Genomic DNA, 24,181 nt, shown 5'->3' with positions numbered 1-24,181 from the left:
TTTTCGTTTACGATCGGTGGAATGACGTCGACCGAACCTGCCCTCCAGCACGCCCTCACCCAGGAACGCGCCCACCACGACCGCTGCCGGGCCGCCCTCGCCGCGATGGTCGAGGGCGCCGGTGAACAGGTCGTCATCGGGGAGGACGTCTCCGCGTCGGGTGCCGACGCCGAGGTCCTCGGGTACCGGCTGCGCAGCCGGGCCAAGGAACTGCGGGAGCTTCCCGAAGGGCCCCTGTTCTTCGGGGCCCTGGAGTTCGAGGGCGCGGGCGGGCGCCTGCACATCGGGCGGCTGCGCATCTCCGAGCACCCGGCCGAACCGCCCCTCGTCGTGGACTGGCGCGCCCCCGTCTCGCGCGCCTTCTACCAGGCCTCCGCCCGTGACCCGCAGGACGTCGCTGTGCGCCGCCGGTTCGGGTGGGCGCCCGGCAGCCGGGGCGACTCCGGGGATCTCACCGGCCTGGAGGACGAGTACCTGGGGCGGGGGGAGACCCGGACCAGCGAGATCGTTGCCCGGGAGATCGAGCGGCCCCGCGTCGGGCCCATGCGGGACATCGCCGCGACCATCCAGCCCGAGCAGGACGACCTCGTACGCGGGGACCTCGCGCTGTCGGTGTGCGTGCAGGGCGCGCCCGGCACCGGCAAGACCGCCGTCGGCCTGCACCGGGCCGCGTATCTGCTCTACACCCACCCGCAGCGCGTCCGGCGCGGCGGCCTGCTGATCCTCGGGCCCAACCGCACCTTCCTGTCGTACATCGCGGAGGTCCTGCCCGCCCTCGGCGAGACCGGCGTACGGCAGTCGACGCTGGGCGAGGAGATCGCGCGGCATCCGGTCCGGGCCGTCGACGAGACGCCGGCCGCCGTGGTCAAGCACGACGCCCGGATGGCCGAGGTGCTGCGGCGGGCGCTGTACGCGCGGGTGCGCGCCGAGGGGGCCGGTTCGCTGGCCGTGCCGGACGGGTCGTACCGGTGGCGGGTGCCGGAGGCGGAACTGGCGCGGATCGTGTCGGACGTGCGGGAGGAGGAACCGCCGTACGGGGTCGGGCGGGAACGGGTGCGGGCGCGGATCGTGCGGTGTCTGCGCGAGCAGGTCGAGCGGCGGGCCGGGCCGCCGGGCAACGCCTGGGTGCGCCGGGTCGAGCGGGCGCGGCCGGTGTCGGCGTACGTCGATGCCGTCTGGCCCCGGGTACGGCCCGAGGAGGTCGTGGCCGAACTGCTCGGCGACCCGGCGGTGTTGGCGTCCGCTGCCGAGGGGCTGCTCGATGCCGGTGAGCAGCGGGCGCTGCTGTGGGCCGGGCCGCCGCGGTCGTGGAAGTCGGCGCGCTGGTCGGCCGCCGACCTGGTGCTGCTCGACGAGGTGGCCGGGCTGATCGAGCACCCGGAGGGGTACGGGCATGTCGTCGTCGACGAGGCACAGGATCTGTCCCCGATGGAGTGCCGGGCCATCGCCCGCCGGGCGCCCTTCGGGTCGCTGACGGTGCTGGGCGACCTGGCGCAGGGGACGACGCCGTGGGCGGCCCGCTCGTGGCGCACCGTCCTGGCGCATCTGGGGAAGCCGGACGCGGCCGTGGTCGAGCTGACCACCGGCTTCCGGGTGCCGCAGGCGGTGGTCGGGCTGGCCAACCGGCTGCTGGAGCGGCTGGACGTCGATGTGCCGGCGGCCCGTTCGCTGCGCGGCGACGGCGAGTTGCGGATGCGGGAGACCACTCCGGACGGGGTGCCCGCGGCGGTCGTGGACGCCGTACGGGACGCGCTGGGGCGGGAGGGCTCGGTCGGGGTCGTCGCGGCGGACGCGGACGTGCCCCGCGTCCGGGCGGCACTGGACGCGGCGGGCATCGCGGCGGCGGGCCCCGAGGAACCCGGCGCGCGGGTGTCCCTGGTGCCGGTGAGCGTGGTGAAGGGCCTGGAGTACGACCATGTCGTGGCCGTCGAGCCGGCGGCCGTCGCCGAGGCGGAGGAACGGGGGCTGCACCGGCTGTACGTGGTGCTGACGCGGGCGGTGTCGCGGCTGGAGGTGGTGCGGGGGAGGCCGCTGCCTTTCTGATCAGGGTGGCACCCACCACCACACTGCCCGGCCCTGTCTCACCGCCGTCCGATGACCTCCGCGATGCGGATGAAGCCGTCCTCCCCGTGGCCGAGGCCGATGGCTCGGCGGGCCATGCCCTCGGCCGCGCGCATGACGCCGGCGTCGATGCCGTGCGCCTCCGAGACGTGGACGATGTGGGCCATGGACGACACGGCCGACGTCAGCGGATTGCCCTCGCCGGAGTAGGTGCCGGCGTCGGCGTCCGCGGCGGTCTCCGCGAACACCGGCGGCAGGATCGCGCCGATGCCCTGGGCGAAGGGCGCCAGTTCGGTCGCGGAGACGCCCTCGGCGCGGGCCACCGCCAGGGCGTGCGCGTAGCCCGCCATCGCCGTCCAGAAGATGTCGAGCAGAGCGATGTCGTAGGCCGCGGCCCGGCCCGGCTCCTCACCCAGGTGGGTGTGGGTGCCGCCCAACGCCTGGCGCACGGACGCCAGTTCCTCGTAGAGGTCGGCCGGTCCGCTGTGCAGGAAGACGGCGTCGGGGGTGCCGATGGTCGTCGTCGGGGTCATGATCGCGCCGTCCAGGTAGCGGATGCCGTGCGCGGCGGCCCAGCCGGCGGTGTCCCGGGCCCGGGCCGGGGTGTCGGCCGTCAGGTTCACGACCGTACGGCCCTTGAGGGCGGCGGCGACCTCGTCCTGGCGCAGGACGGCGTCGGCGGCGTCGTAGTTCACCACGCAGACGACGGTCACCTCGCTCGCGGCGACCGCCTCCGCCGCCGACGCGGCGCCTGCCGCACCGCGGTCGAGCAGCTCCCGGTCCCGGCCCGGTGTGCGGTTCCAGACCGTGGTGCGCAGGCCCGCGTCCAGGAACGCCCCGGTCAGGGCCCGGCCCATCGGGCCGAGACCGAGGACGGTGACCGTGCCGGCGCCCTCGGCGGGCAGGTGGCCGGAATACCCCGTGGACGGGGAGGTGCTGTACGTGGACACGCTGGAAACGCCTTCGAGAGTGATGACCATGGCTTTCCAGGGCCGACCATGGATGACGAAGAGGGGCGAGGATGACGCGCCGGCGCCAGGATCCGAACGTCTGCGGAGTGACGGCCGCGATCGCCGTGATCGACGGCAAGTGGAAGACGACCCTGCTCTGGCAGCTGGAGTCGGGTCCGCGCCGCCCGGGCGAGCTGCGCAGGCAACTGCCCGGCCTCACCGAGAAGGTGCTGACCGAGGCGTTGCGGGAGATGGAGGCGGACGGGCTGGTGCACCGGGAGGTGTACGACGTCCTGCCGCCGAAGACGGTGTACTCCCTGACCGCGTTCGGCCGCGAACTCGCCGAGGCGCTGGCCCCGTTGTCCGACTGGGGCCACCGTCGCCTGGAGAAACTGGCGGAGGCCACCCGGCCGGCCTCCTGACCTGTACGTCACCCCCGTCCTGTCCCGCTCCGCCGCCCCACCGGCCGCCCTGCGACCAGCTTGGCCGGGACTTCGGGCGTTGCCCAGTACCCACAAAAAAGTGGGTGCCGGCGGGGCCGCCCGGGGCGAGTTGCCGCGGCGCAGCGAAGTGCGGGTCCGTGAACAGGCGGGCCCGGGCGGGGGCGCCCCTGGCCCGCAGTAGCGCGCAGGTCAGGGTGGCGAAGTGGCGGGAGGTGCCGACGACCCGGTTCCCCGGGGTGCGGGGGTGGTGCTGCGGGGCCGGGTCGAGAGCGGTCAGGCCGACCCGCCCCCTACGCTCCCCACCCGTGACCGCCGACCCGCTCCCTACGCTCCCCACCCGTGACCGCCGACGCGCTCGACTACTCCCTCCCCGGCCCCCACACCCGCCCAGCGGCCGGGCGGCAAGTGTTCCTCGCGGGCCTTCCGGACGACCCGCCCGGAATCTGCGCCGCCGTCACGGCCCTGGTCATCCAGCCCGCCTGACACCCGCCCCCGCTCAGCCCTGTTCCGTGAAGGGGCCTCCCGGGCCGAAGGCCAGGGTGCCGAAGCGTTCGCCGATGCGGCGGTGGGTCGCGGCGTCCGGGTGGAGGTTGTCGGGCAGGGGGAGTTCGGCGGCGTCGGACGCGCCGTAGAGGTCGAGGCCGTCGAGGTAGTGGAGGTTCGGGTCGTCGGCCGCCCGCAGGCGCACGATGCGGGACAACTCCTCGCGGATGACGCCCAGCGTGAGCTTGCCCGCGGCCTTCTCCGCCGGGTCGCCCATCGCGGCGAACCGCAGCCGGCCCTTGCCGATCTCGCCGAGGTCCGGGGCGCTGGGGCCGGGCGTGTCCTCGTGGATGGGGCAGTGGACGGAGGAGACGACCAGCAGCGGCGTGTCGGGGTGTCCCTCCCGGATCGTGTCGAGGAAACCGTGCACGGCCGGGCCGAAGGCGCGCAGCCGCATCACGTCGCCGTTGACGATGTTGATGCCGATCTTCACGCTGATCAGGTCCGCCGGGGTGTCCCGCATGGTCCGCGCGGTGAACGGGTCGAGCATCATGCTGCCGCCCATTCCGAGGTTGATCAGCTCCACCCCGCCGAGGGACGCGGCGATCGCGGGCCAGATGGCCGTGGGGCTGGCGGCGTCCGAGCCCTGGCTGATGGAACTGCCGTGGTGCAGCCACACCCGGCGGCCCCGGTCCCGCAGGGGCTCGACCGGCGCGTCGGTGCGCAGGGCGACGAGCTCGGTGGTCTCGTTGTGCGGCAGCCAGATCTCGACGTCCTTGTCGCCCTCGGGCAGGCCGGTGAAGCGGACGGTGCCGACCGGGCCGGGCGTGAGCTCGGCGTTCCAGGTGGCCATGTCGATCGTGAGGACGTTGCCGCCGGTCGTGGCGGCCTGGCCGGCCGGACGGCCGTCGACGAGCAGGTCGTACAGCCCGTCCGGGCGGGGCGGGGCCCCGATGTAGTCGCGTTTGGTGCGCAGCGTGTCCAGTTCCACGGCGGTCGCGGCGGTGCGGAAGGCCAGGCGGACGCCGGAGGGCTGCGCCTCGGCCATGGCCAGCTGCGCGTCGGTGTTCTGGGCGCGGGCCCGGGCGGGCAGCCGGTGCGGGAGCAGCCCGTGCTCGGTGCGCTCCAGGTCGAGAGCGCCGCGCAGCAGCTCCAGGGTGAGGGGGGTGGTGATCCAGTCGTGCTCGGTGCGCATGGTGTCAGCCTTGGGGTTCCGTGGGGGGCGGGGGCCAGTTCCGCAGCAGGGTGTCGAGGGCGTCGAGGACGCGGATCCAGGTCACGTCGGTGTCGGGGGCGCTGTGGCTGAAGCCGCCGCCCAGTTCCAGGCTCACGTACCCGTGGAAGACGCTGCCCAGCAGCCGGACCGCGTGGGTCTGGTCCGGTTCCGTCAGGTCGTAGCCGCGCAGCAGGGCCCGGGTCATCTGCGCGTGCCGGACGCCGGCGCTGGCCGCCGCCGTCTGCGGGTCGAGCCGCAGCTGGGCCGCGGCGTACCGGCCGGGGTGTTCCCGGGCGTAGTCGCGGTACACGTTCGCGAGGGCGGTCAGCGCGTCCTTGCCGGACCGTCCGGCCAGGGCGTCGGCGGCCCGGTCGGCGAGTTCCGCGAGGGCGAGCAGGGCGATGCGGGTCCTCAGGTCCTGGGAGTTCCTCACGTGCGAGTACAGGCTCGCGACCTTGACGTCGAACCGCCGGGCGAGCGCCGAGACGGTCACCTGGTCGAAGCCGACCTCGTCGGCGAGTTCCGCGCCCGCCTGGGTCAGACGCTCCGCGGTCAGGCCTACCCGTGCCATATGGCGACTCCCTTCTGCCTGAAGAGAGTGTGCATCTGCCTAATAGCTTTAGGCAAATCCGGTTACAGATTCGGTTACGGATCCGGTTACGGCTCAGGCGTCCTGGAGGGCGCGCCGGGCGGGTGTGCGCAGTCGCCTTCCCCGCCTGGTCAGGCCCCACGGCTTCAGGACGGAGATCACCGTCATGAAGACGTACGCGGACAGCGAGACGACCGGCCCGAACAGCACGTCACCGGCGTCGGGCAGCGGCCCGCCCGCGGCGACGGCGGTGACCGCCGAGTTCACCCCGGGGCGCAGGGCGAACACCGTGGCGGTGGTCGTGGCGAGGGTCAGCCAGAACTTCGTACAGACCCATCGGTGCCGCGCCAGGCCCCACGCCGTGCCCAGCGACAGCACCAGACCGCTGAGGAGCGTGAGGAGCGCGACGGGGAGCAGGAGCCAGTCGGCGAAGAGCTTCATGGCCCGGACGGACGCCTCCACGGTCGGGGCCGACCCGGTGGTGACCGCGGTGGTCCCGAGGGCGAGCAGCCCGAGCGTGAGCCCGAGCCAGCTCGCGGAGGCGGTGACATGGACGACGAGGACGGCCCGGCGCGCCGGGCGGCTGAGTTTCGGCATCGGCTTCGGATTCACGCTGACCACGGTGCCGGGCCGGGGCGGCGGGGTCGTCTTACGGCGGGAGTAACCGGGTGTACTCCTTCGGCGTACGGGCGTGCCGCAGGCTGTGTCAGTGCCGTCCCCTAGCGTCGCGGCATGACCGAACCTCCCCACCTCTCCGCCGTCCGCGCCTCCTACGACGCCGTCGCCGCCGACTACGCCCGGCGCGTCAAGGAACCGGCCGAGCTGGACCCGGTGTCCCGCGCCATGCTGGCCGCCTTCGCCGATCTCGTACGGGACCGGGGCCCGGTCGCCGACCTGGGCTGCGGCCCCGGCAAGGTGACGGCACATCTGGCCGCCCTGGGCGTGCGGGCGTTCGGCGTGGACGTGTCGCCGCGGATGATCGAGCTGGCCCGGGCGGCGTACCCGGAACTGCGCTTCACCGTCGGCTCGATGACCGCGCTGGACATCGGCGACGGCGATCTTGGCGGCATCCTGGCCTACTACACCACGCACCACACCCCGCCCCAGTGGCTGCCGACCGTGTTCGCCGAGTTCCACCGCACCCTCGCGCCCGGCGGCCGGCTGATGCTGGCCGGCCATGTGGGCGAGGACGAGCACCTGCGCCCCACGCACGCGTACGGCGGCCATCCGGTGTCCTACGAGTCGTACCTGCTGCCGCCGGACCGGATCGCCGACCTGCTGCACCGGGCCGGGCTGGTGGTCACGACACGGATGGTGCAGGAACCGGAGGGCGAGACCAAGCGGCAGGTCGGCACGTTCCTGGCGTACAAGCCGGAGTGACCCCGGCCCGGATCAGGCGGACGGGTCGTGCAGCCACACCCGCAACGGCCCGACCGCCTCGAATCCGTGCCGGAGGGCGGCCGCCAGGTCGTCGCCCTGCTCGTATCCGACCACGGGCAGGGCGGGGCAGAGCCGGTCGAGCGCGTGCAGGACGAGAGGCCAGGCGGCGTCGGGCCCGCCGTCCCGTCCGAAGACGTTGGACACTCCGACCACGTGGTCGCCGCGCCGGGCCACCGCTCCGGCGACCACGCGCCCGTCGGCGGACCGCCCGGTCAGCATGAGGACGTCCGGGTCGGTGAGCAGCCCCGTGCGGAAGAGGTCCGCGTGGCCGGCGCCGTCGTCCCAGGCCAGTGCCCAGGCGCGCAGCGTCTCCGGGTCGCCCGCCACGTCCCACGTGAGATCCGGGGGCACGGCGGGCGGCCCGGGCGGCCGGTGGATCCACTGTGCCTCGAACAGCACCCGGAAGCCGGCCTCCGTCAGATCGAGGTCGGCGAAGCTGTCCTTGACCGAGGCGCCGGGTGACGCCGTGTCGATCCGGGCCAGGAGCGCGTCCCGGTCGGCGCCCGGCGCCAGCGTCACGGCGTCGGGGTAGAGGAGCGGCGTGCGCGCCGCGGCGGCCCAGGCCTCCTCCCCGAACTCCCCGTCGATCCCGTGCGCCCGGCACATCGCCGCGCACCACTCGGCGTTGTCGCGGGCGGCCGCCCGGACGAGGAACCGCTGGGAAGTCGTCACGAGTGCGGATCATGACCGCGTGCGCCCGGCCCGTCGAGCGATTTACCGGCCGTCGGCCCGACGGTCGCTTCTAGGGTGTGTGCCTCGCGAGAGTCCCCACTGATCGGATCGGCCCGAAAGGCGGCATGCCCGTGCACATGAAGCTGAGCGCGATAACCCTGGACTGCCCCGACCCCCTCGCCCTGGCGGCGTTCTACGAGCAGGCCACCGGCCTGGCACCGCACCCGGAGTCGAACGGCGACTTCGCTGCTCTGGAGGGCGCGGACGGGCTCACCCTGGGCTTTCAGCGGGTCGACGACCACCGGCCGCCCAGCTGGCCCGACCCGGCCGTTCCCCAGCAACTGCACTGCTGCTTCCGGGTCGTCGACCTGGACGAGGCCGAGGCCCGGCTGCTGGAGCTGGGCGCGGGCAGGCCGGACCGGCAGCCGGAGGAGGGCAGGTGGCGGGTCCTCACCGATCCGGCCGGGCATCCCTTCTGCATCGTGGGCCGAGCCTACTGAGCAGCGTCCGTCGGGCAGTCGTCTCGCTCACGATGGACATCGGCGGCCTTCTCCGTACAGCTGCGGGCGACGGTGTCGGCGAAGACCCGGGCGAGTGGGGTGAGGGCGTCCCACCGGCGCACGGCCCCACCCACGGGGAGCGGAGGCAGGTCGGGAAGGGGGATGAGACGGAGGGGCCAGCAGGAGGGCGGTGTCCCAGTCGGCGACACTGGTGTCGGAGCTGCTCCGGACACCCCGTTCGGCGAACGCGGCGTCGAGGCGGGCACCTGAGGTGGAGTTCTGGGGCAGCCGGATGAGTCGGATGCCGGCAAGGTCGGCCGCGTCTATACGAGTCCGGCGTGCGAGTGGATCGTCGGCCCGGACGGCCAAGACCCAGGGCAGGTCGACGACGGGGCGCTGCGGCCCCAAGTTACAGCTTGGGTATCGCTAGAAGTCCCTAGGATTGACTGGGGTTCGCGGCGCCCGCGGTGATCGGCACAGGGCTCAGGCGGCAACCCGTCCGGCGCTTTCGTGCGCGGGTCCGGACCTCATGCGAAGGCACGGACGGGTGCCGACCCAAGCGACGGAAGGATCCCGCCCCGTGCCTGATTCCCCTGCCGCTTCCGGCGCGGCGATCGCGCTCCTGCGAGCTTGGTGGCGCCGAGATCGCGCATCCTGGAGGGACTCTCCTCGCGCACCTCCAGCGCGTCCAGGAGCAACTCGCCCTGTGGGACGCACGCCCCGCCCTCCAGCTCGCGGGCCTGTGCCATGCGTTCTACGGCACCGACGGCTTCCCCACCGCATTGCTGCCCTTGGACCGCCGTACCGAACTCGCGGCGGCGGTCGGCGCCGAGGCCGGGGTCGGCCTGCCGTGCGGTGCTTGGGCCGCACGGAGGAAAGCCGCTCAGGGGCGATGACTTTGCTCTGGAGTACCAGTCTTCCTCACGAACGCCCGTGCCAGACGCCCAAACCGGCCCGGGAGCGACGTTGGAGCACGACTCGTGGCAGGAGACTCTCCCGTATGACTGATCCGGCGGTGACAGCGGCCCGTGGCCGCACGACCGGGGCCTGGCCCTTGATCCGCGCTGAGCGATCCGCGTTGGCGGCCGATCTCGCGGAGATGACCGACGCGCAGTGGGAAACGCCCTCGCTCTGCACTGGCTTGACGGTGCGTGAGGTGGTCGCGCACCTCACCGCGGGCGCGAGCCTCAACGCCGTGCGCTGGATGGCAGGGGTGATCCGTTGCCGGTTCGACTTCGACAAGCAGGTGGCCATGCGGCTGGCCGAGCAGTTGGGCACGACCCCGGCCGAGACCCTTGAGCGATTCCGGCGCATCATCCCGAGCACCACCAAGCCTCCCTTGCCTGCCATGGCCATGCTGGGCGAGACGATCGTGCACGGGGAAGACATCCGGCGTCCGCTGGGCATCCGCCGCGACTACCCGATCGAGGTCGTCACTCGGGTCGCCGAGTACTACCAGGGCTCGGACCTCGTGGTCGTTGCCAAGGGACGCATCAACGGGCTGAGACTCGTTGCGGACGACGGCCCTTTCACGACCGGTTCGGGGCCGGTCGTGTCCGGCCCCACCGTGGCCTTGGTGATGGCCATGACCGGACGCGCGACGTACTGCGACGCACTCGAAGGCGCCGGTGCGGGACTCCTGCGCAGTCGCTGCGGGACAGTGTGACATCGCTGTTGTTGCCCGCCGCAGCGGACGTTTGAGACGCACTCGCCTGCGCACCATTGATCGTAGAGACGGGCCGGACCACCGCTCTTGCTGCTGCCCTACCCAGGCGTGTCCGAGGTTCCGCGCCTGGATCTCGTACGTCTCGAACTGCCGAGCCGGTCACCAGCACAGCAACCGGAGCTGGTTCTTTTCGTTCTGACACGTTGCCGGAAAACCCGCTCTCACCTCGGACAACTCCCGGATTCTTGTCAGGGCGGCACTATCGGGAGTTCGGGTCGGCGGCGTTCGACTGGCACAGTCCCGTTATGCGTACCTCCACCAAGGGCTCTGTCGCTCTCATCGGGAGCTTCCGGCAGCACTACCCCGAAGTCCTGGCGGCCGCCCGGACGTTCGCGGACGCCGGGCTGACCGTGAAAAGCCCGCCGATCTGCCGGATCGTCAATCACGGCCATGAGTTCGTGCGCTTCGAGTCCGACCCTCCGGAGTCCTCGGACCAAGAACTCCAGGCGGCGACGCTGAAGAAGATCTTCGCCTCGGACCTGGTGTACGTCGTGAACCCCGGCGGATACATCGGCCGCACGACCGCGTACGAACTGGGGTGCGTCCACGAACGCGGCATGGCCGTCTACTACGCGGAGCCGCCGAAGGACCTCCCCATCGCCGTCCCGGAGGGAACAGTCGTCGAGGCGCGCCGCCTGGTGGAGATCATCGCCGGGAGCGATCCGGGACCCGCCCCGGTCAGGCGGCCACGGGTCGCGGCGCAGCCGACGGCCGACATCGTGATCTTCACGATCCGCGAGGGGCAACTGCGGGTCCTGCTCGTGCGGCGCGGCAAGAAGCCGTATCGCGGGATGCTCGCCCTGCCCGGCGGTTTCGTCCGGCCGGGAGAGTCCCTGGAGGACACGGCGGAGCGGGAGCTCCGGGAGGAGACCGGGCTGAACGGCTCCGGGATCCGGCTGGAACAACTGCACACGTACTCGCGCCCGGAGCGTGACCCCCGGGGCCGGATCATCTCGACCGCCTTTCTGGCGGTCATGCCGGACCCGCCGGAGGTGACCGGCGCGAGCGACGCCCGCGATGCCGACTGGGTCGAGGTCGAGGAATCGCTGTGGGGACCCAACAGCAGCCTCGCCTTCGACCACGGCAAGATCCTCCAGCACGGGCTCGAACACACCCGGACCCGGCTGGAACACACCACCGTCGCGACCGCCTTCTGCGACGACCTCTTCACCATCACCGACCTGCGCAAGGTCTACGAGGCGGTGTGGGGATACGAGCTCAACCCGGGGAACTTCCACCGCAAGGTCGTGGAGGAGACCGCGGGTTTCGTGGTCAGGACCGACAAGGTGCGCAGGTCAGGGCCCGGGAAACCGCCTGCCCTGTTCCGCCGGGGCACGGCGGACCTGCTGTACCCGCCGATGATGCGGGGCCGCCGCACTCCCTAGAACACCGCGGCCCCGGACTGTGCGAGAGCCCGAGGCCGCGGCCGGAACACACCGTGTACCGGTGTGGAGAGCACCGACGCTCACCAGACCCTGTGGAAGTGGCGACCTGGTGAGCATCCATCCTCAGGAAGGACAACACGATGCTGCCCCTTGCTTCTTCCACTACTTCTCCCGGCGCCGGCGATTTCTCCTCCTCCTGGACCTGGGGAGCGGTGATCGCCCTCGTCGCCCTGGTCGTCAGCACCTGGCTCGTCGTCCACCACCGCCACCGTGACCAGACCGTCCAGTGGCACCAGCCCGACTACGACACGGCGAGCGATGCGCTCCTCGTGCTGAACCGGCTGTCGCTCACGACGGCCGTCGAGGGCGTCACGGCCGAGCTGCGTGAGCTGGTCGACGTGGTCAGCCGGCTCAGGATCGCCGAACAGCGCTCCCCGGAACTGCCGTTCGGTGTGATCGTCGCGGAGTTGGAGGGCTACCGGGCGAACGTGCTGCCACAGAACCACGCCGACAGGCTCGCCGCTGACGAGAGCCTGCTGGACGATCACCTCGCTCTCGCCCGCGTGCAGGGCATCAGGCTCGAAGCCGCGCGCACCGCGATCGTCCACGTACAGCGGAAGATCGAGAAGCGGACACGCAATTAGACGGTTTCGTCGCTGACTGGGAGCGGCATGTCAACGAGCAGCGCCCCTGCCATCGGGCAGGACGTTGCGCGAGATGACCTGTTCAGGGTGCCTTTTGGTCGGCGGGCTTCTCGATCTCGGTGGTCACCCGTGCCCCTCGGAAGAGCACCGGGAGCCACAGGAGACATGCCAGCAGGGGGACCGCGGCGTAGGTGGCCATGCCCACACTGGAGCCCAACCCGTCCATGAGCGCGCCGAGGACGAGATAGCCGATGCCGATGAGCGCCGACTCCACGAATGCGATCATCGACAGCAGGCTCGCCCGGTGGCGCGAGGGCACTGCCTCGTTGAACACGTTGTCCACGATCACGGCGGTGATCTCGGGAATCCCGGCCAGGACCAGGAACGCGGCGATGGTGACCCAGACAAGGCCGAGGCCGCTCAGGCCGAGCGCCACGGCGAGCGTCAGGAGAGACACCGGGACGATGACCCGATACCCGATGCGCCGGTCCGCGCGGTCCGACAGCAATGGAGTGAGCCCGCCGGCGAAGAATCCCGCCGACATGACCACGCTGACCCATGCGGTGCCCGCTCCCTGATCGGAGAGGGTCTTCTGCGTGAAGATGATGTACGGCGTCAACGTCGCGTGCATCAATCCGGACACCACGACAAGCGTCACGAGCGCCGGCGTGGCGACCCGAAGCATCGCCCGCCATGCTGTGGCGTCGCCGTGCTCCCCGGCTCCGTCCTGCTCGTCCACCGCGTCCGCGCCGCGGATCTCGGGCACCCCTGACATCAGCACCACCATGGCCAGGACGAGGCACGCCGCCGAACCGACGTAGACGACTCCCCAGGAAATCTGCTGCAGTTGGCCGCCGAGGACGATGGCGGCTCCCGAGGTGACCGTCCCGAGCATGGTGAACCGGGACTTGATCTTGACGTAGCCGGCCGTTGCACCACGACGCACGAGCAGGTCGTACAGCAGGGCGGTGTCCGAACCGGACACACATGCCATGCCCACGCCCTGCCCGATGAACAGCGCCAGGAACACCCAGTAGTTGGAGAACGCCACCTGACCGAGCAGACATCCAGCTATCAGCATCTGGCCGATCACGATGCCGGCACGCCTGCCGATTCGGTCGGCGATGACTCCCGTCGGCAACTCCGCAAGTCCACTGACCAGGTAGAGCAGTGTCTGCAGTAGGGCCACTTGCCCGACGGAGAAGCCGCGCTGATAAAGGAAGAGGACGAATACGCCGCGCTGGAACAGCGTGTTGGCGAGCACGGCGTATACGTAGAACGGGCGCGTGACACTTCGTGCTGCATCGTCGACTGCAGCCGACCCGCCAAGGGCCTCCGTGGTGCCGGTCATGCTGCAGGCTCCCCCTGGTGACTCCGGTGATCATTAGTGTTTGGTCTCCGCCGCCGACCGGAACCTCCAGTCCATACGTCGCGCAGGATATTGGGCCGGCCATCCGGGAACCGTTGCCGGCGCCGCGGCCATCCTCGGTGGAGGTGTCAAGCCGCACCAGTTGCCTTGTCCCCGGAAAGCCGGAAACCGGCGCTCAGGCCGTACGCCCTCGAACCGCACCGACCACAGCCCGCTCAACGGCCCCCGGCGACGAACGTCCGCCGGATCCCTGGCCCGCTTGCCCACAGAAGAGCGGGACTGCCTACACATCGCTGGGACCGGACACGGCGATCCGGCCGAGGGTGGCGTGGCGCACTATTGCAAGCGGGTGCTTGCAATAGTTAGCGGGGTGGGGCACTGTGGAGGCATGGCATCGCTCAACGTCGGCAATCTCGGTGACTACCTGCGCGAGCAGCGGCGCAACGCGCAGCTGTCGCTGCGGCAGCTCGCCGACGCCGCCGGGGTGTCCAATCCGTATCTGAGCCAGATCGAGCGCGGGCTGCGCAAGCCGAGCGCGGAGGTGCTCCAGCAGGTCGCCAAGGCCCTGCGGATCTCCGCCGAGACGCTGTACGTCCGCGCCGGCATCCTCGACGCCGAGCGGGACCGGGACGAGGTGGAGACGCGCGCCGTCATCCTCGCGGACCCGACGCTGAGCGAGCGGCAGAAGCAGGTGCTGCTCCAGATCTACGAGTCCTTCCGCAAGGAGAACGGGTTCGGGACCGGCGACGGCGCCGACGGCGCCGATGGCTCGGGCGGCTCCGCTGTCGTCGGCGTCGTGATCGGCGAGGACGCGGCGGACGCGGACGGGGACGCTCCCGACGGCGGCACCGGGATACGACGGACCCGCACGGCCGACGGCGGACCGCCCGCCGCGCGCCGTACCGGCGGGGACGACGGCGGTACGCCCACCGCCCGCCGCACCCGCAAGGACACCGGCGGTACGTCCGCCACCCGCCGCACCCGCAAGGAAACCGGCGGTACGTCCACCGCCCGCCGCACCCGCAAGGGCGAAGGCGGCAGCGACACCGACCCGCAGCAGACGGCCGGCTGAGCCGGACCAGGGCACCGGCCGCCGACTGCGGATCACACAACCCTCAGCCGAACCCTCAAGCGAGACAGAATCCGGGAGGACCATCACCATGGCCATCACCGACGACCTGCGCAAGACCCTCAGCGACCCGACCCCGCTCTACTTCGCCGCGGGCACCGCCGACCTCGCCCTTCAGCAGGCCAAGAAGGTGCCGGCCCTGGTGGAGCAGCTGCGCTCCGAGGCCCCCGCGCGGATCGAGGCCGTACGCAACACCGACACCAAGGCCGTCCAGGAGAAGGCGTCCGCCCGGGCCAGGGAGGCCACCGCCCGCGTCAAGGAGACGCAGGAGACCCTCCAGAACAAGGTCACGGAGTTCATCGGCTCCATCGACGTCGACATCAAGAAGCTCGGCAGCACCATCGACGCGGACCTGAAGAAGGTCGGCGAGACGGCCCAGGACCTCGCGCTGCGCGGGGTCGGCGTGGCCGCCGAGTACGCCGTCAAGGCCCGGGAGACCTACGAGAAGGTCGCCGAGCACGGCGAGCAGGCCGTGCGCACCTGGCGCGGCGAGGCCGCCGAGGGCATCGAGGACATCGCTGAGGGCGTCGAGGAGCTGGCCGTGGCCGTCGAGCCGAAGCGCGAGCCGGTCGCGGTCAAGGAGGAGCCGGCGAAGCCCGCCGACGCCAAGGCCGAGACCGCTTCGGCGAAGAAGGCCCCGGCCCGGAAGGCCCCGGCGCGCAAGCCCACCACCGCGAAGAAGACCACGCCGCCGGCGAAGTAGGCACGCAGGCGCACGCGGGCCGGGCACCCTGGGGGTGCCCGGCCCGTTGTACGGGTACGGTGACCGCGTAGGGACCAGCCGAGTCAGGTGGTGGACGTAGTGCTGATGCAGGGCTTCGCAGGGTTGATGTGGCTTCTGAGCATGGCCCTGATCGTTTTCAGCGGCTTCGCGTTGATCGACGCGGCCGTGCGCCGGGAGGACGCCTACCGCGCGGCGGACAAGAAGACCAAGCCGTTCTGGCTGATCATCCTCGGGCTCGCCTTCGTGGTGAACCTGCTCTTCCCGATCCTGTCGTTCCTGCCGATCATCGGCCTCATCGCGACGATCGTGTACATGGTCGACGTCCGGCCGGCGATCCGGGCGCTCCCGGGCGGCGGCCGCAGCCGGCGCGGCTCCAGCAGCGACGGCCCGTACGGCCCGTGGAACGGCGGCCGGTAGGGCCCCTCAGCGGTCAGGGAGCCGGGGGCTACGGCACCCGGTCGAGCAGCAGTACCGCCACGTCGTCCGCCAGCTCGCCGCCGTTGAGGTCGCGGACCTCGTTCACCGCCGCCCGCAGCAGCTCCTCGCCCCGCAGTCCCTCGGCGAACTGGCGGCGGACCATCTCCGTCATGCCGTCCTGGCCGAGCCGCTCCCGGCCCTCGCCGACCCGGCCCTCGATCAGGCCGTCGGTGTAGAGCATCAGGCTCCACTCGGCGCCCAGCTCCACCTGCATCCGCGGCCAGCGGGCCCCGGGCAGCAGCCCGAGCGCCGGGCCGTTGTTGTCGTACGGCAGCAGGCGGGCCGGCCGGCCCGGGCCGGCGAGCAGCGGCGAGGGGTGACCGGCGAGGCACAGGCCGGCGCGGCGGCCGTCCGGCGCGATGTCCACCGTGCACAGGGTCGCGAAGATCTCGTCGTCGGCCCGCTCGTGCTCCAGCACCTGCTGTAGCGTGCCCAGCAGCTGGTCGCCGCACAGGCCCGCCAGCGTCAGCGCGCGCCACGCGATGCGCAGCTCCACCCCGAGGGCGGCCTCGTCCGGGCCGTGCCCGCAGACGTCGCCGATCATGGCGTGCACGGTGCCGTCCGGTGTGCGGACGACGTCGTAGAAGTCGCCGCCGAGCAGGGCGCGCGAGCGGCCCGGGCGGTAGCGGGCGGCGAACCGCAGCGGGGAGCCGTCCAGCAGCGGGGTCGGCAGCAGACCGCGCTCCAGGCGGCGGTTCTCCTGGGCGCGCAGCCGGCCCTCGGCGAGCCGGCGCTCGGCCGACTCGGAGCGCTTGCGCTCCACCGCGTAGCGGATCGCGCGGCTCAGCAGCCGGCCGTCCAGCTCGTCGCGGAAGAGGTAGTCCTGGGCGCCGACGCGCACCGCCTCCGCACCGCGCTCGGCGTCACCCGACGCGGTCAGCGCCAGCACGGCGTGCCGGGGCGCGAGCTCCAGCACGTGCTTGAGCACGGCGAGCTCGTCGTCGGAGTCGCTGCGGCCGGGCGCGGGCAGCGCCAGGTCCAGCAGGATGCAGTGGACGTCGTCGGTCAGCAGCCGCCCGGCCTCGGTGAGGTTGCGGGCCGTGCGGACGCGGATCGGCTTGCCTGCCTGGTCGAGCATGTCCGGCACGATCGGCGAACCGGCCGGGTCGTCCTCGATCAGCAGCAGGGTCAGGTTGGTGTGGGCGGTGTTGGTCTCCACCTTGTCCGTGGTGTTCCCGGCCTTGTCCGTGGTGTTCCCGGTGGTGTCGGGCGTACGCGGGACCGCTGCCGAGGTGTCCGGGGCGGACTGCTCGGCGTGGCCGTCGCACGGGGACGCGGCCTGCGCCTGACCACTCTCCACGGCCGGGATCGCTCTCTGCCGCGGTATGGGTACGGGCATCGTCTTGGGTTCCTTCCCTCCCCCCGAGGGCATGGCGGGGGCGAGGGACCTCGACCCACCGACCGGGACCATAGCGGGTGTCGGCGCCGCATTGGAATGGTGTGAGCCACGCCGCTGCGCCATCGGCCAGTGTCATATGCCGCGATATGTACCGCAGTTGGACAGCCCCGGGATGCTGCGGGGATGACGAACGTCACGTCAACGCGGCGTTTGGCGGCCGGTTCGGGGTGGGGTGGGTCACGTGGGCCAGGTCACCGCGAGTGCGCCCCGTGTCCGATAACCGGTGTGCGGTCGGGGATTCAGCCGGCGTCCGGCCGTACCACCCCGAGGATGGGCATGGACCCCGCTCCCGCGAGGGTCACGTCCCGCCCGGGCCGGGGCGCGTGCACGATCGCGCCGTCGCCGACGTACATCGCGACATGGCTGGCGTCGTCGAAGTAGATGATGAGGTCGCCGGGCCGCATGTCCCGGACGTCGATGTGGCGCAGCTGCTTCCACTGCTCCTGCGAGGTGCGCGGGATGCCGCGCCCGGCGGATATCCAGGCCTGTGAGGTGAGCCCCGAGCAGTCGTAGCTCTTCGGGCCCTCGGCGCCCCACTGGTACGGCTTGCCGATCTGGGCCGTGGCGTAGGCGACGGCCTCCTTGCCCTGCTCGGTGGCCTTTCCGCTGATCTCTTCGAGGATGCCGGAGTCGAGCCAGGCGGTCTGCGCCTGGTGCGCGGCCTCCTTCTCCAGCTCGGCGAGGCGCTCCTGCTCCTCCTTCCGCAGCTCGGACTCCAGCTTCTCCGCCTGCGCGATCTGCTGCTCGATCTTCTTCTGCGCGACGGCCTTGGCCTTGCGGCCCGCCTCCAGCTTCTTCCACTGGGCGGTGGCGTCCTCGGCGTACTGCTTCAGGTCCTCCTGGGTGCGGGTCAGTTCGCCGATCAGGCCCTTGGCCGCGTGCTGGCCCTGGCGGACCCGGCCCGCGCCGTCGAGGAACTCCTGCGGGTCGTCGCTCAGCATCAGATGGGCCTCGGGCGGCAGTCCGCCGCCGCGGTACTGGGCGGCGGCCGCGGCGCCCGCGCGGTCCTTGAGCTTCTCCAGCCGCTCCTGGCCCTTGACGATCTTCCTGGCCAGTTTCACGACCTCGGCGGACTGCTTGTCCGCCTTCTCCTCGGCGGCGTTGTACTCGTCGGTGGCCCGGGCCGCGGCGCGGTAGAGCTTGTCCAGTTTCTTGCGTACGGCTTCGAGGTCCCTGCCGGGTGCGAGCGTCGGGCCCGTGCTCGGGGTGGGGGAGGGGCTGGGGTCGGGGCTGGGGCTCGCGAACGCCGTGCCCGGTGCCGCCAGCACGGTGACCGCGCAGACCAGGGCCACCGCCGTCGCGATCAGGCCACGCTTGCCCGTACCCATACCTCGGCCCCCAAAGTGATTAACCGTCAGTAACTTCCGGTTCGCGTGGGGATGCTGCCACGTCGGCGCCCAAAGCGACAGAGGTAGTGCTTCCCGCCGCCCCCTCCCCGGTATGCCTCCGGCATGACGATCTCCCCGCGTGTGTGACGAACGACTCAAAGAGATCGTTCCCCGCGGGTCCCGCCGGGGAGTTCGCGACGCGTGCCCCGGGTCTCAGGTCCGCGGCGCCAACGCCTCCCACCGCACCGTCACTTCACCCTGCCGCCAGCGCACCGGCCCGTCCGCCACCGGCCAGTCGGCCGTCAGGTCGCGCACCGCCCGGATCCAGCGCTGGCGGGCGCCGTAGGAGGCGTAGGGCGCGGCGGCGGCCCAGGCGCGGTCGAAGTCGCGCAGGAAGGCGTGCACCGGCTCGCCCGGGACGTTGCGGTGGATGAGCGCCTTCGGCAGGCGTTCCGCCAGGTCCGAGGGGCGTTCCAGGGAGCCGAGACGGGTCGCGAAGGTGACCGTGCGGGGCCCCTCCGGGCCGAGCGCGACCCACACGTGCCGGCGGCCGATCTCGTCGCAGGTTCCCTCGACCAGCAGCCCGCCGCGCGAACCGGCCGCCGGATCGGCCGGTGCGAGCCGCGCGCACAGCCGCTGCCACACGGCGGCGACCTCGCCCTCCGCGTACTGCCGCAGCACGTTCGCCGCGCGCACGAGCAGCGGCCGCTGCGGGACCGGGATCTCGAACCCGCCGTGCCGGAAGACGAGCCCCGCCCGCTCGTACGGCAGTGCCGCCGCGACCCGGGCCGGCTCGATCTCGACGCCCACGACACGCGCGCGTGGCGCGACCGTACGCAGGCGGTGCAGCAGCTCGACGGCCGTCCAGGGGGCGGCGCCGTACCCGAGGTCGACCGCCACGGGGTCGGCGGCACGGCGCAGCTCCGCGCCGTGGGTGGCCGCGATCCAGCGGTCCATACGGCGCAGGCGGTTGGGGTTGGTCGTCCCGCGCGTCACCGTTCCCACGGGGCGGGAAGCTGCGCGGGTCATGCGTACGAGGTTAAGCGGCCCCCGAGGCGTGAACGGCCCCCAGGGTTGAACGGCCCTCAGGGTTGAGCCGCCCCCTAGGACCCGGCCCCGCCCCCGTACGTCCCGAACTCCGGAACTCCCGCCGACTCGAACACATGCACCGACAGGCCGCCCGGCGTCGTCCGGTGGTCGGTCAGCCGCAGCCCCGCCGGTGCGCCGCCGTCCGGGAAGAGGCGACGCCCCTGGCCGACCACGACCGGGGCGATCACGAGCCGCAGCGTGTCGATCAGCCCGGCGGCCAGCAGGGACTGGGCGAGCCGGGCGCTGCCGTGGATCTGGAGCTCCCGGCCGGGCCGCCGCTTCAGCTCCGCCACCTGGGCGGGGACGTCGCCGGACAGGATCGTGGTCGGGTTCCAGCCGGCCGTGGTGAGGCTGTGGGAGGCGACGTACTTCGGCAGGCCGTTCATGATCCCGGCGAGGGGATGGTCGGTCATCGCCGGCCAGTCCCGGGCGAAGTTCTGGTACGTGCGCCGCCCGAACAGCAACGCGTCCGCCTCGCCGAGCCAGCTGCCGGCCAGCCGCTCGAACTCCTCGTCCAGATGGGGCACGAACCAGCCGCCCCGCTCGAAACCGTCGCTGGTGTCCTCGTCCGGGGCGCCCGGCCCCTGGGAGACACCGTCGAGCGACAGAAACTCCTGCACCACCAGCTTCATCACGCACCACCTCATCCCTCTCTCCCTCAGGCTTACCCCTTCGCCCCACTCCCTCGAACGGTTGAGCGAGAAGCGGTAATGATTCGGTAAAACTCGCGAATCAGGAAATGGAGTCCACCCCTCCGGTGTTCCACCCCCTGAAGGGCACGTGCGCCCTGCAAAGGCATGCCCGGAGCGAGGAGGAACGCCACGTGAGCCAGTACATCGGCAGGCTCGGGAGGCGGTCCGCGTCCGCTCCCGCGCGCCTGCGGCTGCACCGCAAGCCCCGCCGCGTGGCCATGCTCTCCGTGCACACCTCCCCGCTCCACCAGCCGGGCACCGGCGACGCCGGCGGCATGAACGTCTACATCGTGGAACTCGCGCAGCGCCTCGCCGCGATCAACATCGAGGTCGAGATCTTCACGCGCGCCACCTCCGCCGCCCTCCCGCCGACCGTCGAGCTGGCACCCGGCGTCCTCGTCCGGCACGTCGACGCCGGCCCCTACGAGGGCCTCGCCAAGGAGGACCTCCCCGCCCAGCTGTGCGCCTTCACGCACGGCGTGATGCAGGCCTGGGCCGGCCACCGCCCCGGCCACTACGACCTGGTCCACTCCCACTACTGGCTCTCCGGCCACGTCGGCTGGCTCGCCGCCCAGCGCTGGGGCGCCCCCCTGGTGCACGCCATGCACACCATGGCCAAGGTCAAGAACGCCAACCTGGCCGACGGCGACACCCCCGAACCGGCCGCCCGCGTCATCGGCGAGACCCAGATCGTCGACGCCGCCGACCGGCTCATCGCCAACACCACCGAAGAGGCCGACGAACTCGTCCGGCACTACGCGGCCGACACCGACAAGGTCGCCGTCGTCCACCCCGGCGTGAACCTGAGCCGCTTCTCGCCCGCCGACGGCCGCGCCGCCGCCCGGGTCCGGCTGGGCCTGCCCCAGGACGCGCTGATCCCGCTCTTCGCGGGCCGTATCCAGCCCCTGAAGGCCCCCGACGTGCTGCTGCGCGCCGTCGCCGTCCTCCTCGACGAGCGCCCGGAGCTGCGCTCGCGCATCCTCGTGCCGGTCGTCGGCGGCCCCAGCGGCAGCGGCCTCGCCAAGCCCGAGGGCCTCCAGAAGCTGGCCGCGCGCCTCGGCATCGCGGACGTCGTACGGTTCCACCCGCCGGTCGGCCAGGAGCAGCTCGCGGACTGGTTCCGCGCCGCCTCCGTCCTGGTCATGCCCTCCTACAGCGAGTCCTTCGGCCTGGTCGCCATAGAGGCCCAGGCGGCGGGCACCCCGGTGCTCGCCGCGTCGGTCGGCGGTCTGCCGGTCGCCGTGCGCGACGGACACACCGGCTTCCTCGTCCGCGGCCACGATCCCGCCGACTACGCGCGCGTGCTGCGCGACTTCGCCGACGACCCGCGGCTGTCGCCCCGGATGGGCGCGCGGGCCGCCCGCCACGCCCAGTCCTTCGGCTGGGACACCGCGGCCGCCGCCACGGCGGACGTCTACACGGCCGCGATGCAGGCACACCGCCGTCACGTACGCTCGCTGCATGGGTGAAACCGATCTGGAACAGCGTGCGGCACAGGTCATCGAGGGAGTGCTGAAGGACGCCGACCTGGAGTGGGAGAGCCCCGAGCCCGGCACCTACGTGGCGCAGCTCCCCGGCACCCGCAAGCTCAAGACGACGGTCTCCCTGATCGTCGGCCGCCACTCCCTGTCGCTGAACGCCTTCGTCATCCGCCACCCGGACGAGAACGAGCAGGGCGTCCACCGCTGGCTCCTGGAGCGCAACCTCAAGCTGTACGGCGTGAGTTACGCCGTCGACCAGCACGGCGACGTCTACGTCACCGGCCGGATCTCCCTGTCCGCCGTGACCGCCGAGGAACTCGACCGGCTGCTCGGCCAGGTCCTGGAGGCCTCCGACGGCAGCTTCAACACGCTGCTGGAGCTGGGCTTCGCCTCGGCGATCCGCAAGGAGTACGAGTGGCGGGTGTCCCGGGGCGAGTCGACGCGCAACCTGGACGCGTTCGCGCACCTCACGCAACGCCCGGAGCGCTAACCGGCCCGGTAACGCCCGGGCGGCACACCCACCAGCTTCCGGAAGTGCCGGGTGAGGTGCGACTGGTCGTAGAACCCGGTCGCCACCGCCACGTCGCTCGGCGACCGCCCCTCCAGCAGCAGCCGCCGGGCGCGCCCCACGCGCAGGGACGTCAGGTACTGGTGCGGTGCGATGCCGTACGCGGTGCTGAACGCCCGTACGAGATGGGCGGGATGGGCGCCCACCAGCCCGGCGGCCTCGTGCAGCCCGATGCCCTCGACGACCCGCTCGTCCAGCAGCTCCCGCAGCCGGCGCGCGAGGACGGGATCGGCGGGACGGGGCTTGTCGCTCTCCCCTCGCAGATGCGCGCGCAACCGCTCCCCGACGAACATCAGCCTGCTCTCGGCCTCCAGCTCCTCGCCGGGCCGCAGCAGCGCGCCGTGCAGCTGGCCGACGCGCCGCCGCAGCAGCGGATCGCGCAGATCGGGCCGGTCGACGGCGGCCCCGATGAGCTCGTCCCCGAGGTACGTGCCGTCGAGATACAGCACCCGCTTGCGGAAGCCCTCCGGAGTGACCGGGGAGCCGTTGTGCGGCACGTGCGGCGGCAGCAGCGACACCGTGTCGTGCGGGGTGCCGTGCTCGTGCCGGTCGAGGTCGTAACGGACGGCGCCGGTGTCGACGATCAGCAGCGTCCAGGCCTCGTGGACGTGCATCGGATACGCGTACTCGGTGAACCGCGCGTGGAAGACCTCGACGACTCCCCGGACCTCGGGCCGCCAGGCGGAGACGATCCGCTGCCGGTCCGGCCGGACCGGCCGGTCCGGCAGGGGCGTGCGGGAGGGCTGTGCGGCCATGCAAAGAACGTACAAGACCCCGGTACTCACCGCCGGGCACGCTCGGACCATGAACACCGAACCGATCCGCTTCGACACGAAGATCGCCGTGCTGCTGCGCGCGGACCTGGAGACCTGGCAGCGTCTCAACGTGACATCGTTCCTGGTCAGCGGCCTGGGAACACAGGTACCCGAAGTGATCGGCGAGCCGTACGAGGACGCGGACGGCGTGCCCTACCTGCCGATGTTCCGTCAGCCGGTGCTGGTCTTCGAGGCCACGAAGGAAACCCTGACCACGGCCCACGCCCGCGCCCTGTCGCGCTCCCTGATCCGCTCGGTCTTCACTGCCGACCTCTTCGCCACCGGCAACGACCGCGACAACCGCGCGGCCGTACGGGCGGTGCCGACGGCCGACCTGGACCTGGTGGGTCTGGCGGTCTACGGCCCGAAGAACGCGGTGGACAAGGTGGTGAAGGGGGCGCGGATGCACCCGTGAGCCCCACCTGTCTTGACGTCGACGTGTCGTGACGTCAGCGGGTGACCTCGAAGGTGGCGGCCCGGGGCACGAACGTCGTGTCACCGTCCTTGGCGGTGGCCAGCGCGGAGACGTACCAGGTGCCGGTGCCCAGCTCCGCCGCCTCCTCCTTGGTGGCCCGCACGGTGTACGTGCAGCGGGACGTCTCCTCGCCGGTGCTCTCGCACGTGGCGCTCTCGACGGACCGCAGCTCCGCCTCGGTCGGGTCGAGCTTCGAACTCGCGGGCCAGGCCAGGACCTTGAGGCCGCGGACACCCGAGTCGTCCGTGACGTCCGTGGTGAAGGTGAGCGTGCCGGTGCCCGTGCCGCTGAAGCGGGCCGAACTGTTCTTCAGGGCCGGCTCGGAGGTGCCGGAGGCCGAGGCCACGGCGATGCCGCCGGCGGCGATCCCCCCGATGGCGGCGACGGCGACGAGTGACGACACGACATTGCGCTTGGACATGGGGAGTCCTCCGGAATCGATGGGTGAATCGCGATGGGTGAATCGCGGTGGGTGAATCGCGATGGATGAACTCGACGTTCCTCAAGGCGAGATGTCGATGTGATC

At 72.0% G+C, this 24,181-nt stretch carries 26 protein-coding genes and 2 pseudogenes; 15 read left to right on the top strand and 13 right to left on the bottom strand.

What is annotated here, in order from left to right:
* The first annotated feature begins 21 nt into the window (after positions 1–21).
* A complete protein-coding gene (locus IE255_RS31075) occupies positions 22–2,043 on the top strand; it encodes a HelD family protein (RefSeq protein ID WP_190053712.1) in 2,022 nt (673 codons plus the stop codon).
* A gap of 38 nt (positions 2,044–2,081) precedes the next feature.
* On the opposite strand, the gene IE255_RS31070 is transcribed toward IE255_RS31075, so the two are convergent.
* Positions 2,082–2,966: an NAD(P)-dependent oxidoreductase gene (locus IE255_RS31070; protein WP_267974281.1), complete on the bottom strand. Its 885-nt coding sequence runs from the start codon at positions 2,964–2,966 to the stop codon at positions 2,082–2,084.
* 116 nt (positions 2,967–3,082) lie between these two features.
* On the opposite strand from IE255_RS31070, the gene IE255_RS31065 reads away from it, so the two are divergent.
* Both IE255_RS31065 and IE255_RS31060 read left to right on the top strand, forming a co-directional pair.
* On the top strand, positions 3,083–3,433 hold the full coding sequence (locus tag IE255_RS31065) for a winged helix-turn-helix transcriptional regulator (RefSeq protein ID WP_190053710.1): 351 nt from the start codon (positions 3,083–3,085) through the stop codon (positions 3,431–3,433).
* Positions 3,434–3,793: 360 nt separating this feature from the next.
* Positions 3,794–3,937 (top strand): hypothetical protein, encoded by a 144-nt coding sequence (locus IE255_RS31060; protein ID WP_190053709.1) that lies wholly within the window; start codon positions 3,794–3,796, stop codon positions 3,935–3,937.
* 13 nt (positions 3,938–3,950) lie between these two features.
* Here IE255_RS31060 and IE255_RS31055 read toward each other — a convergent pair whose 3' ends face one another.
* From IE255_RS31055 to IE255_RS31045, 3 genes are all read right to left on the bottom strand, one after another.
* Complete coding sequence (locus IE255_RS31055) at positions 3,951–5,132, bottom strand: GDSL-type esterase/lipase family protein (protein ID WP_190053708.1); 1,182 nt, start codon at positions 5,130–5,132, stop codon at positions 3,951–3,953.
* Positions 5,133–5,136: 4 nt separating this feature from the next.
* Positions 5,137–5,724 carry a TetR/AcrR family transcriptional regulator gene (locus IE255_RS31050; RefSeq protein WP_190053707.1) on the bottom strand — a complete coding sequence of 196 codons (588 nt, stop codon included), beginning with the start codon at positions 5,722–5,724 and terminating at the stop codon, positions 5,137–5,139.
* Between the two features lie 93 nt (positions 5,725–5,817).
* The gene (locus IE255_RS31045) at positions 5,818–6,339 is read right to left on the bottom strand and encodes a DUF2269 domain-containing protein (protein ID WP_190053802.1); all 522 of its coding nucleotides are present in this window, start codon (positions 6,337–6,339) and stop codon (positions 5,818–5,820) included.
* A 135-nt stretch (positions 6,340–6,474) separates the two neighbouring features.
* On the opposite strand from IE255_RS31045, the gene IE255_RS31040 reads away from it, so the two are divergent.
* A complete protein-coding gene (locus IE255_RS31040) occupies positions 6,475–7,122 on the top strand; it encodes a class I SAM-dependent methyltransferase (protein WP_190053706.1) in 648 nt (215 codons plus the stop codon).
* A 12-nt stretch (positions 7,123–7,134) separates the two neighbouring features.
* Here IE255_RS31040 and IE255_RS31035 read toward each other — a convergent pair whose 3' ends face one another.
* A complete protein-coding gene (locus IE255_RS31035; protein WP_190053705.1) occupies positions 7,135–7,854 on the bottom strand; it encodes a hypothetical protein in 720 nt (239 codons plus the stop codon).
* A 125-nt stretch (positions 7,855–7,979) separates the two neighbouring features.
* Here IE255_RS31035 and IE255_RS31030 point away from each other — a divergent pair, with 125 nt between their 5' ends.
* Positions 7,980–8,354 carry a VOC family protein gene (locus tag IE255_RS31030; protein ID WP_190053704.1) on the top strand — a complete coding sequence of 125 codons (375 nt, stop codon included), beginning with the start codon at positions 7,980–7,982 and terminating at the stop codon, positions 8,352–8,354.
* Here the strand turns inward: IE255_RS31030 and IE255_RS31025 are convergent.
* Positions 8,348–8,753 (bottom strand): annotated as a pseudogene (locus IE255_RS31025) (LysR family transcriptional regulator substrate-binding protein); the annotation flags it as partial. The gene IE255_RS31030 and the pseudogene IE255_RS31025 overlap by 7 nt on opposite strands.
* Before the next feature lie 130 nt (positions 8,754–8,883).
* Between IE255_RS31025 and IE255_RS39515 the strand changes: the two are divergent.
* From IE255_RS39515 to IE255_RS31010, 4 genes and pseudogenes are all read left to right on the top strand, one after another.
* Positions 8,884–9,190, top strand: a pseudogene (locus IE255_RS39515) (DUF6817 domain-containing protein); the annotation flags it as partial.
* A gap of 164 nt (positions 9,191–9,354) precedes the next feature.
* Complete coding sequence (locus tag IE255_RS31020) at positions 9,355–10,020, top strand: maleylpyruvate isomerase family mycothiol-dependent enzyme (protein WP_190053703.1); 666 nt, start codon at positions 9,355–9,357, stop codon at positions 10,018–10,020.
* Positions 10,021–10,325: 305 nt separating this feature from the next.
* Positions 10,326–11,465, top strand: a complete 1,140-nt coding sequence (locus IE255_RS40225) for an NUDIX hydrolase (protein WP_308280867.1) — start codon at positions 10,326–10,328, stop codon at positions 11,463–11,465.
* Between the two features lie 140 nt (positions 11,466–11,605).
* A complete protein-coding gene (locus IE255_RS31010; RefSeq protein WP_190053702.1) occupies positions 11,606–12,109 on the top strand; it encodes a hypothetical protein in 504 nt (167 codons plus the stop codon).
* 82 nt (positions 12,110–12,191) lie between these two features.
* Here IE255_RS31010 and IE255_RS31005 read toward each other — a convergent pair whose 3' ends face one another.
* The gene (locus IE255_RS31005; RefSeq protein ID WP_190053701.1) at positions 12,192–13,460 is read right to left on the bottom strand and encodes an MFS transporter; all 1,269 of its coding nucleotides are present in this window, start codon (positions 13,458–13,460) and stop codon (positions 12,192–12,194) included.
* Between the two features lie 406 nt (positions 13,461–13,866).
* Between IE255_RS31005 and IE255_RS31000 the strand changes: the two genes are divergently transcribed.
* From IE255_RS31000 to IE255_RS30990, 3 genes are all read left to right on the top strand, one after another.
* Positions 13,867–14,550 carry a helix-turn-helix domain-containing protein gene (locus IE255_RS31000; RefSeq protein WP_190053700.1) on the top strand — a complete coding sequence of 228 codons (684 nt, stop codon included), beginning with the start codon at positions 13,867–13,869 and terminating at the stop codon, positions 14,548–14,550.
* A gap of 88 nt (positions 14,551–14,638) precedes the next feature.
* Positions 14,639–15,310 carry a hypothetical protein gene (locus tag IE255_RS30995; protein ID WP_190053699.1) on the top strand — a complete coding sequence of 224 codons (672 nt, stop codon included), beginning with the start codon at positions 14,639–14,641 and terminating at the stop codon, positions 15,308–15,310.
* 105 nt (positions 15,311–15,415) lie between these two features.
* Positions 15,416–15,748, top strand: a complete 333-nt coding sequence (locus IE255_RS30990) for a DUF2516 family protein (RefSeq protein ID WP_190053800.1) — start codon at positions 15,416–15,418, stop codon at positions 15,746–15,748.
* A 28-nt stretch (positions 15,749–15,776) separates the two neighbouring features.
* Here IE255_RS30990 and IE255_RS30985 read toward each other — a convergent pair whose 3' ends face one another.
* From IE255_RS30985 to IE255_RS30970, 4 genes are all read right to left on the bottom strand, one after another.
* Positions 15,777–17,147, bottom strand: coding sequence for a PP2C family protein-serine/threonine phosphatase (locus IE255_RS30985; RefSeq protein ID WP_190053698.1), 1,371 nt, complete (start codon positions 17,145–17,147; stop codon positions 15,777–15,779).
* Between the two features lie 299 nt (positions 17,148–17,446).
* On the bottom strand, positions 17,447–18,535 hold the full coding sequence (locus IE255_RS30980; RefSeq protein ID WP_190053697.1) for a C40 family peptidase: 1,089 nt from the start codon (positions 18,533–18,535) through the stop codon (positions 17,447–17,449).
* Positions 18,536–18,748: 213 nt separating this feature from the next.
* Positions 18,749–19,564, bottom strand: coding sequence for a class I SAM-dependent methyltransferase (locus IE255_RS30975; protein WP_190053696.1), 816 nt, complete (start codon positions 19,562–19,564; stop codon positions 18,749–18,751).
* Between the two features lie 74 nt (positions 19,565–19,638).
* Complete coding sequence (locus tag IE255_RS30970) at positions 19,639–20,256, bottom strand: dihydrofolate reductase family protein (RefSeq protein ID WP_190053695.1); 618 nt, start codon at positions 20,254–20,256, stop codon at positions 19,639–19,641.
* A gap of 191 nt (positions 20,257–20,447) precedes the next feature.
* Here IE255_RS30970 and mshA point away from each other — a divergent pair, with 191 nt between their 5' ends.
* Positions 20,448–21,785 (top strand): D-inositol-3-phosphate glycosyltransferase, encoded by a 1,338-nt coding sequence (mshA, locus tag IE255_RS30965; RefSeq protein ID WP_190053694.1) that lies wholly within the window; start codon positions 20,448–20,450, stop codon positions 21,783–21,785.
* Positions 21,778–22,287: a type III secretion system chaperone family protein gene (locus IE255_RS30960; RefSeq protein ID WP_190053693.1), complete on the top strand. Its 510-nt coding sequence runs from the start codon at positions 21,778–21,780 to the stop codon at positions 22,285–22,287. Before mshA ends, IE255_RS30960 begins: the two co-directional genes overlap by 8 nt.
* Here IE255_RS30960 and IE255_RS30955 read toward each other — a convergent pair.
* Positions 22,284–23,120 (bottom strand): helix-turn-helix transcriptional regulator, encoded by an 837-nt coding sequence (locus IE255_RS30955; RefSeq protein ID WP_190053692.1) that lies wholly within the window; start codon positions 23,118–23,120, stop codon positions 22,284–22,286. The genes IE255_RS30960 and IE255_RS30955 overlap by 4 nt on opposite strands.
* Before the next feature lie 49 nt (positions 23,121–23,169).
* Here IE255_RS30955 and IE255_RS30950 point away from each other — a divergent pair, with 49 nt between their 5' ends.
* A complete protein-coding gene (locus IE255_RS30950) occupies positions 23,170–23,595 on the top strand; it encodes a DUF2000 domain-containing protein (RefSeq protein ID WP_190053691.1) in 426 nt (141 codons plus the stop codon).
* A 34-nt stretch (positions 23,596–23,629) separates the two neighbouring features.
* Here IE255_RS30950 and IE255_RS30945 read toward each other — a convergent pair whose 3' ends face one another.
* Complete coding sequence (locus tag IE255_RS30945; RefSeq protein ID WP_190053690.1) at positions 23,630–24,076, bottom strand: DUF5707 domain-containing protein; 447 nt, start codon at positions 24,074–24,076, stop codon at positions 23,630–23,632.
* Positions 24,077–24,181 lie beyond the last annotated feature (105 nt).

The sequence above is a fragment of the Streptomyces lomondensis genome (assembly GCF_014651035.1).
Taxonomy (GTDB): Bacteria; Actinomycetota; Actinomycetes; order Streptomycetales; family Streptomycetaceae; genus Streptomyces; species Streptomyces lomondensis.
Note: the sequence above shows the minus strand (reverse complement) of the source record. Positions and strands in the feature narration are given on the sequence as shown.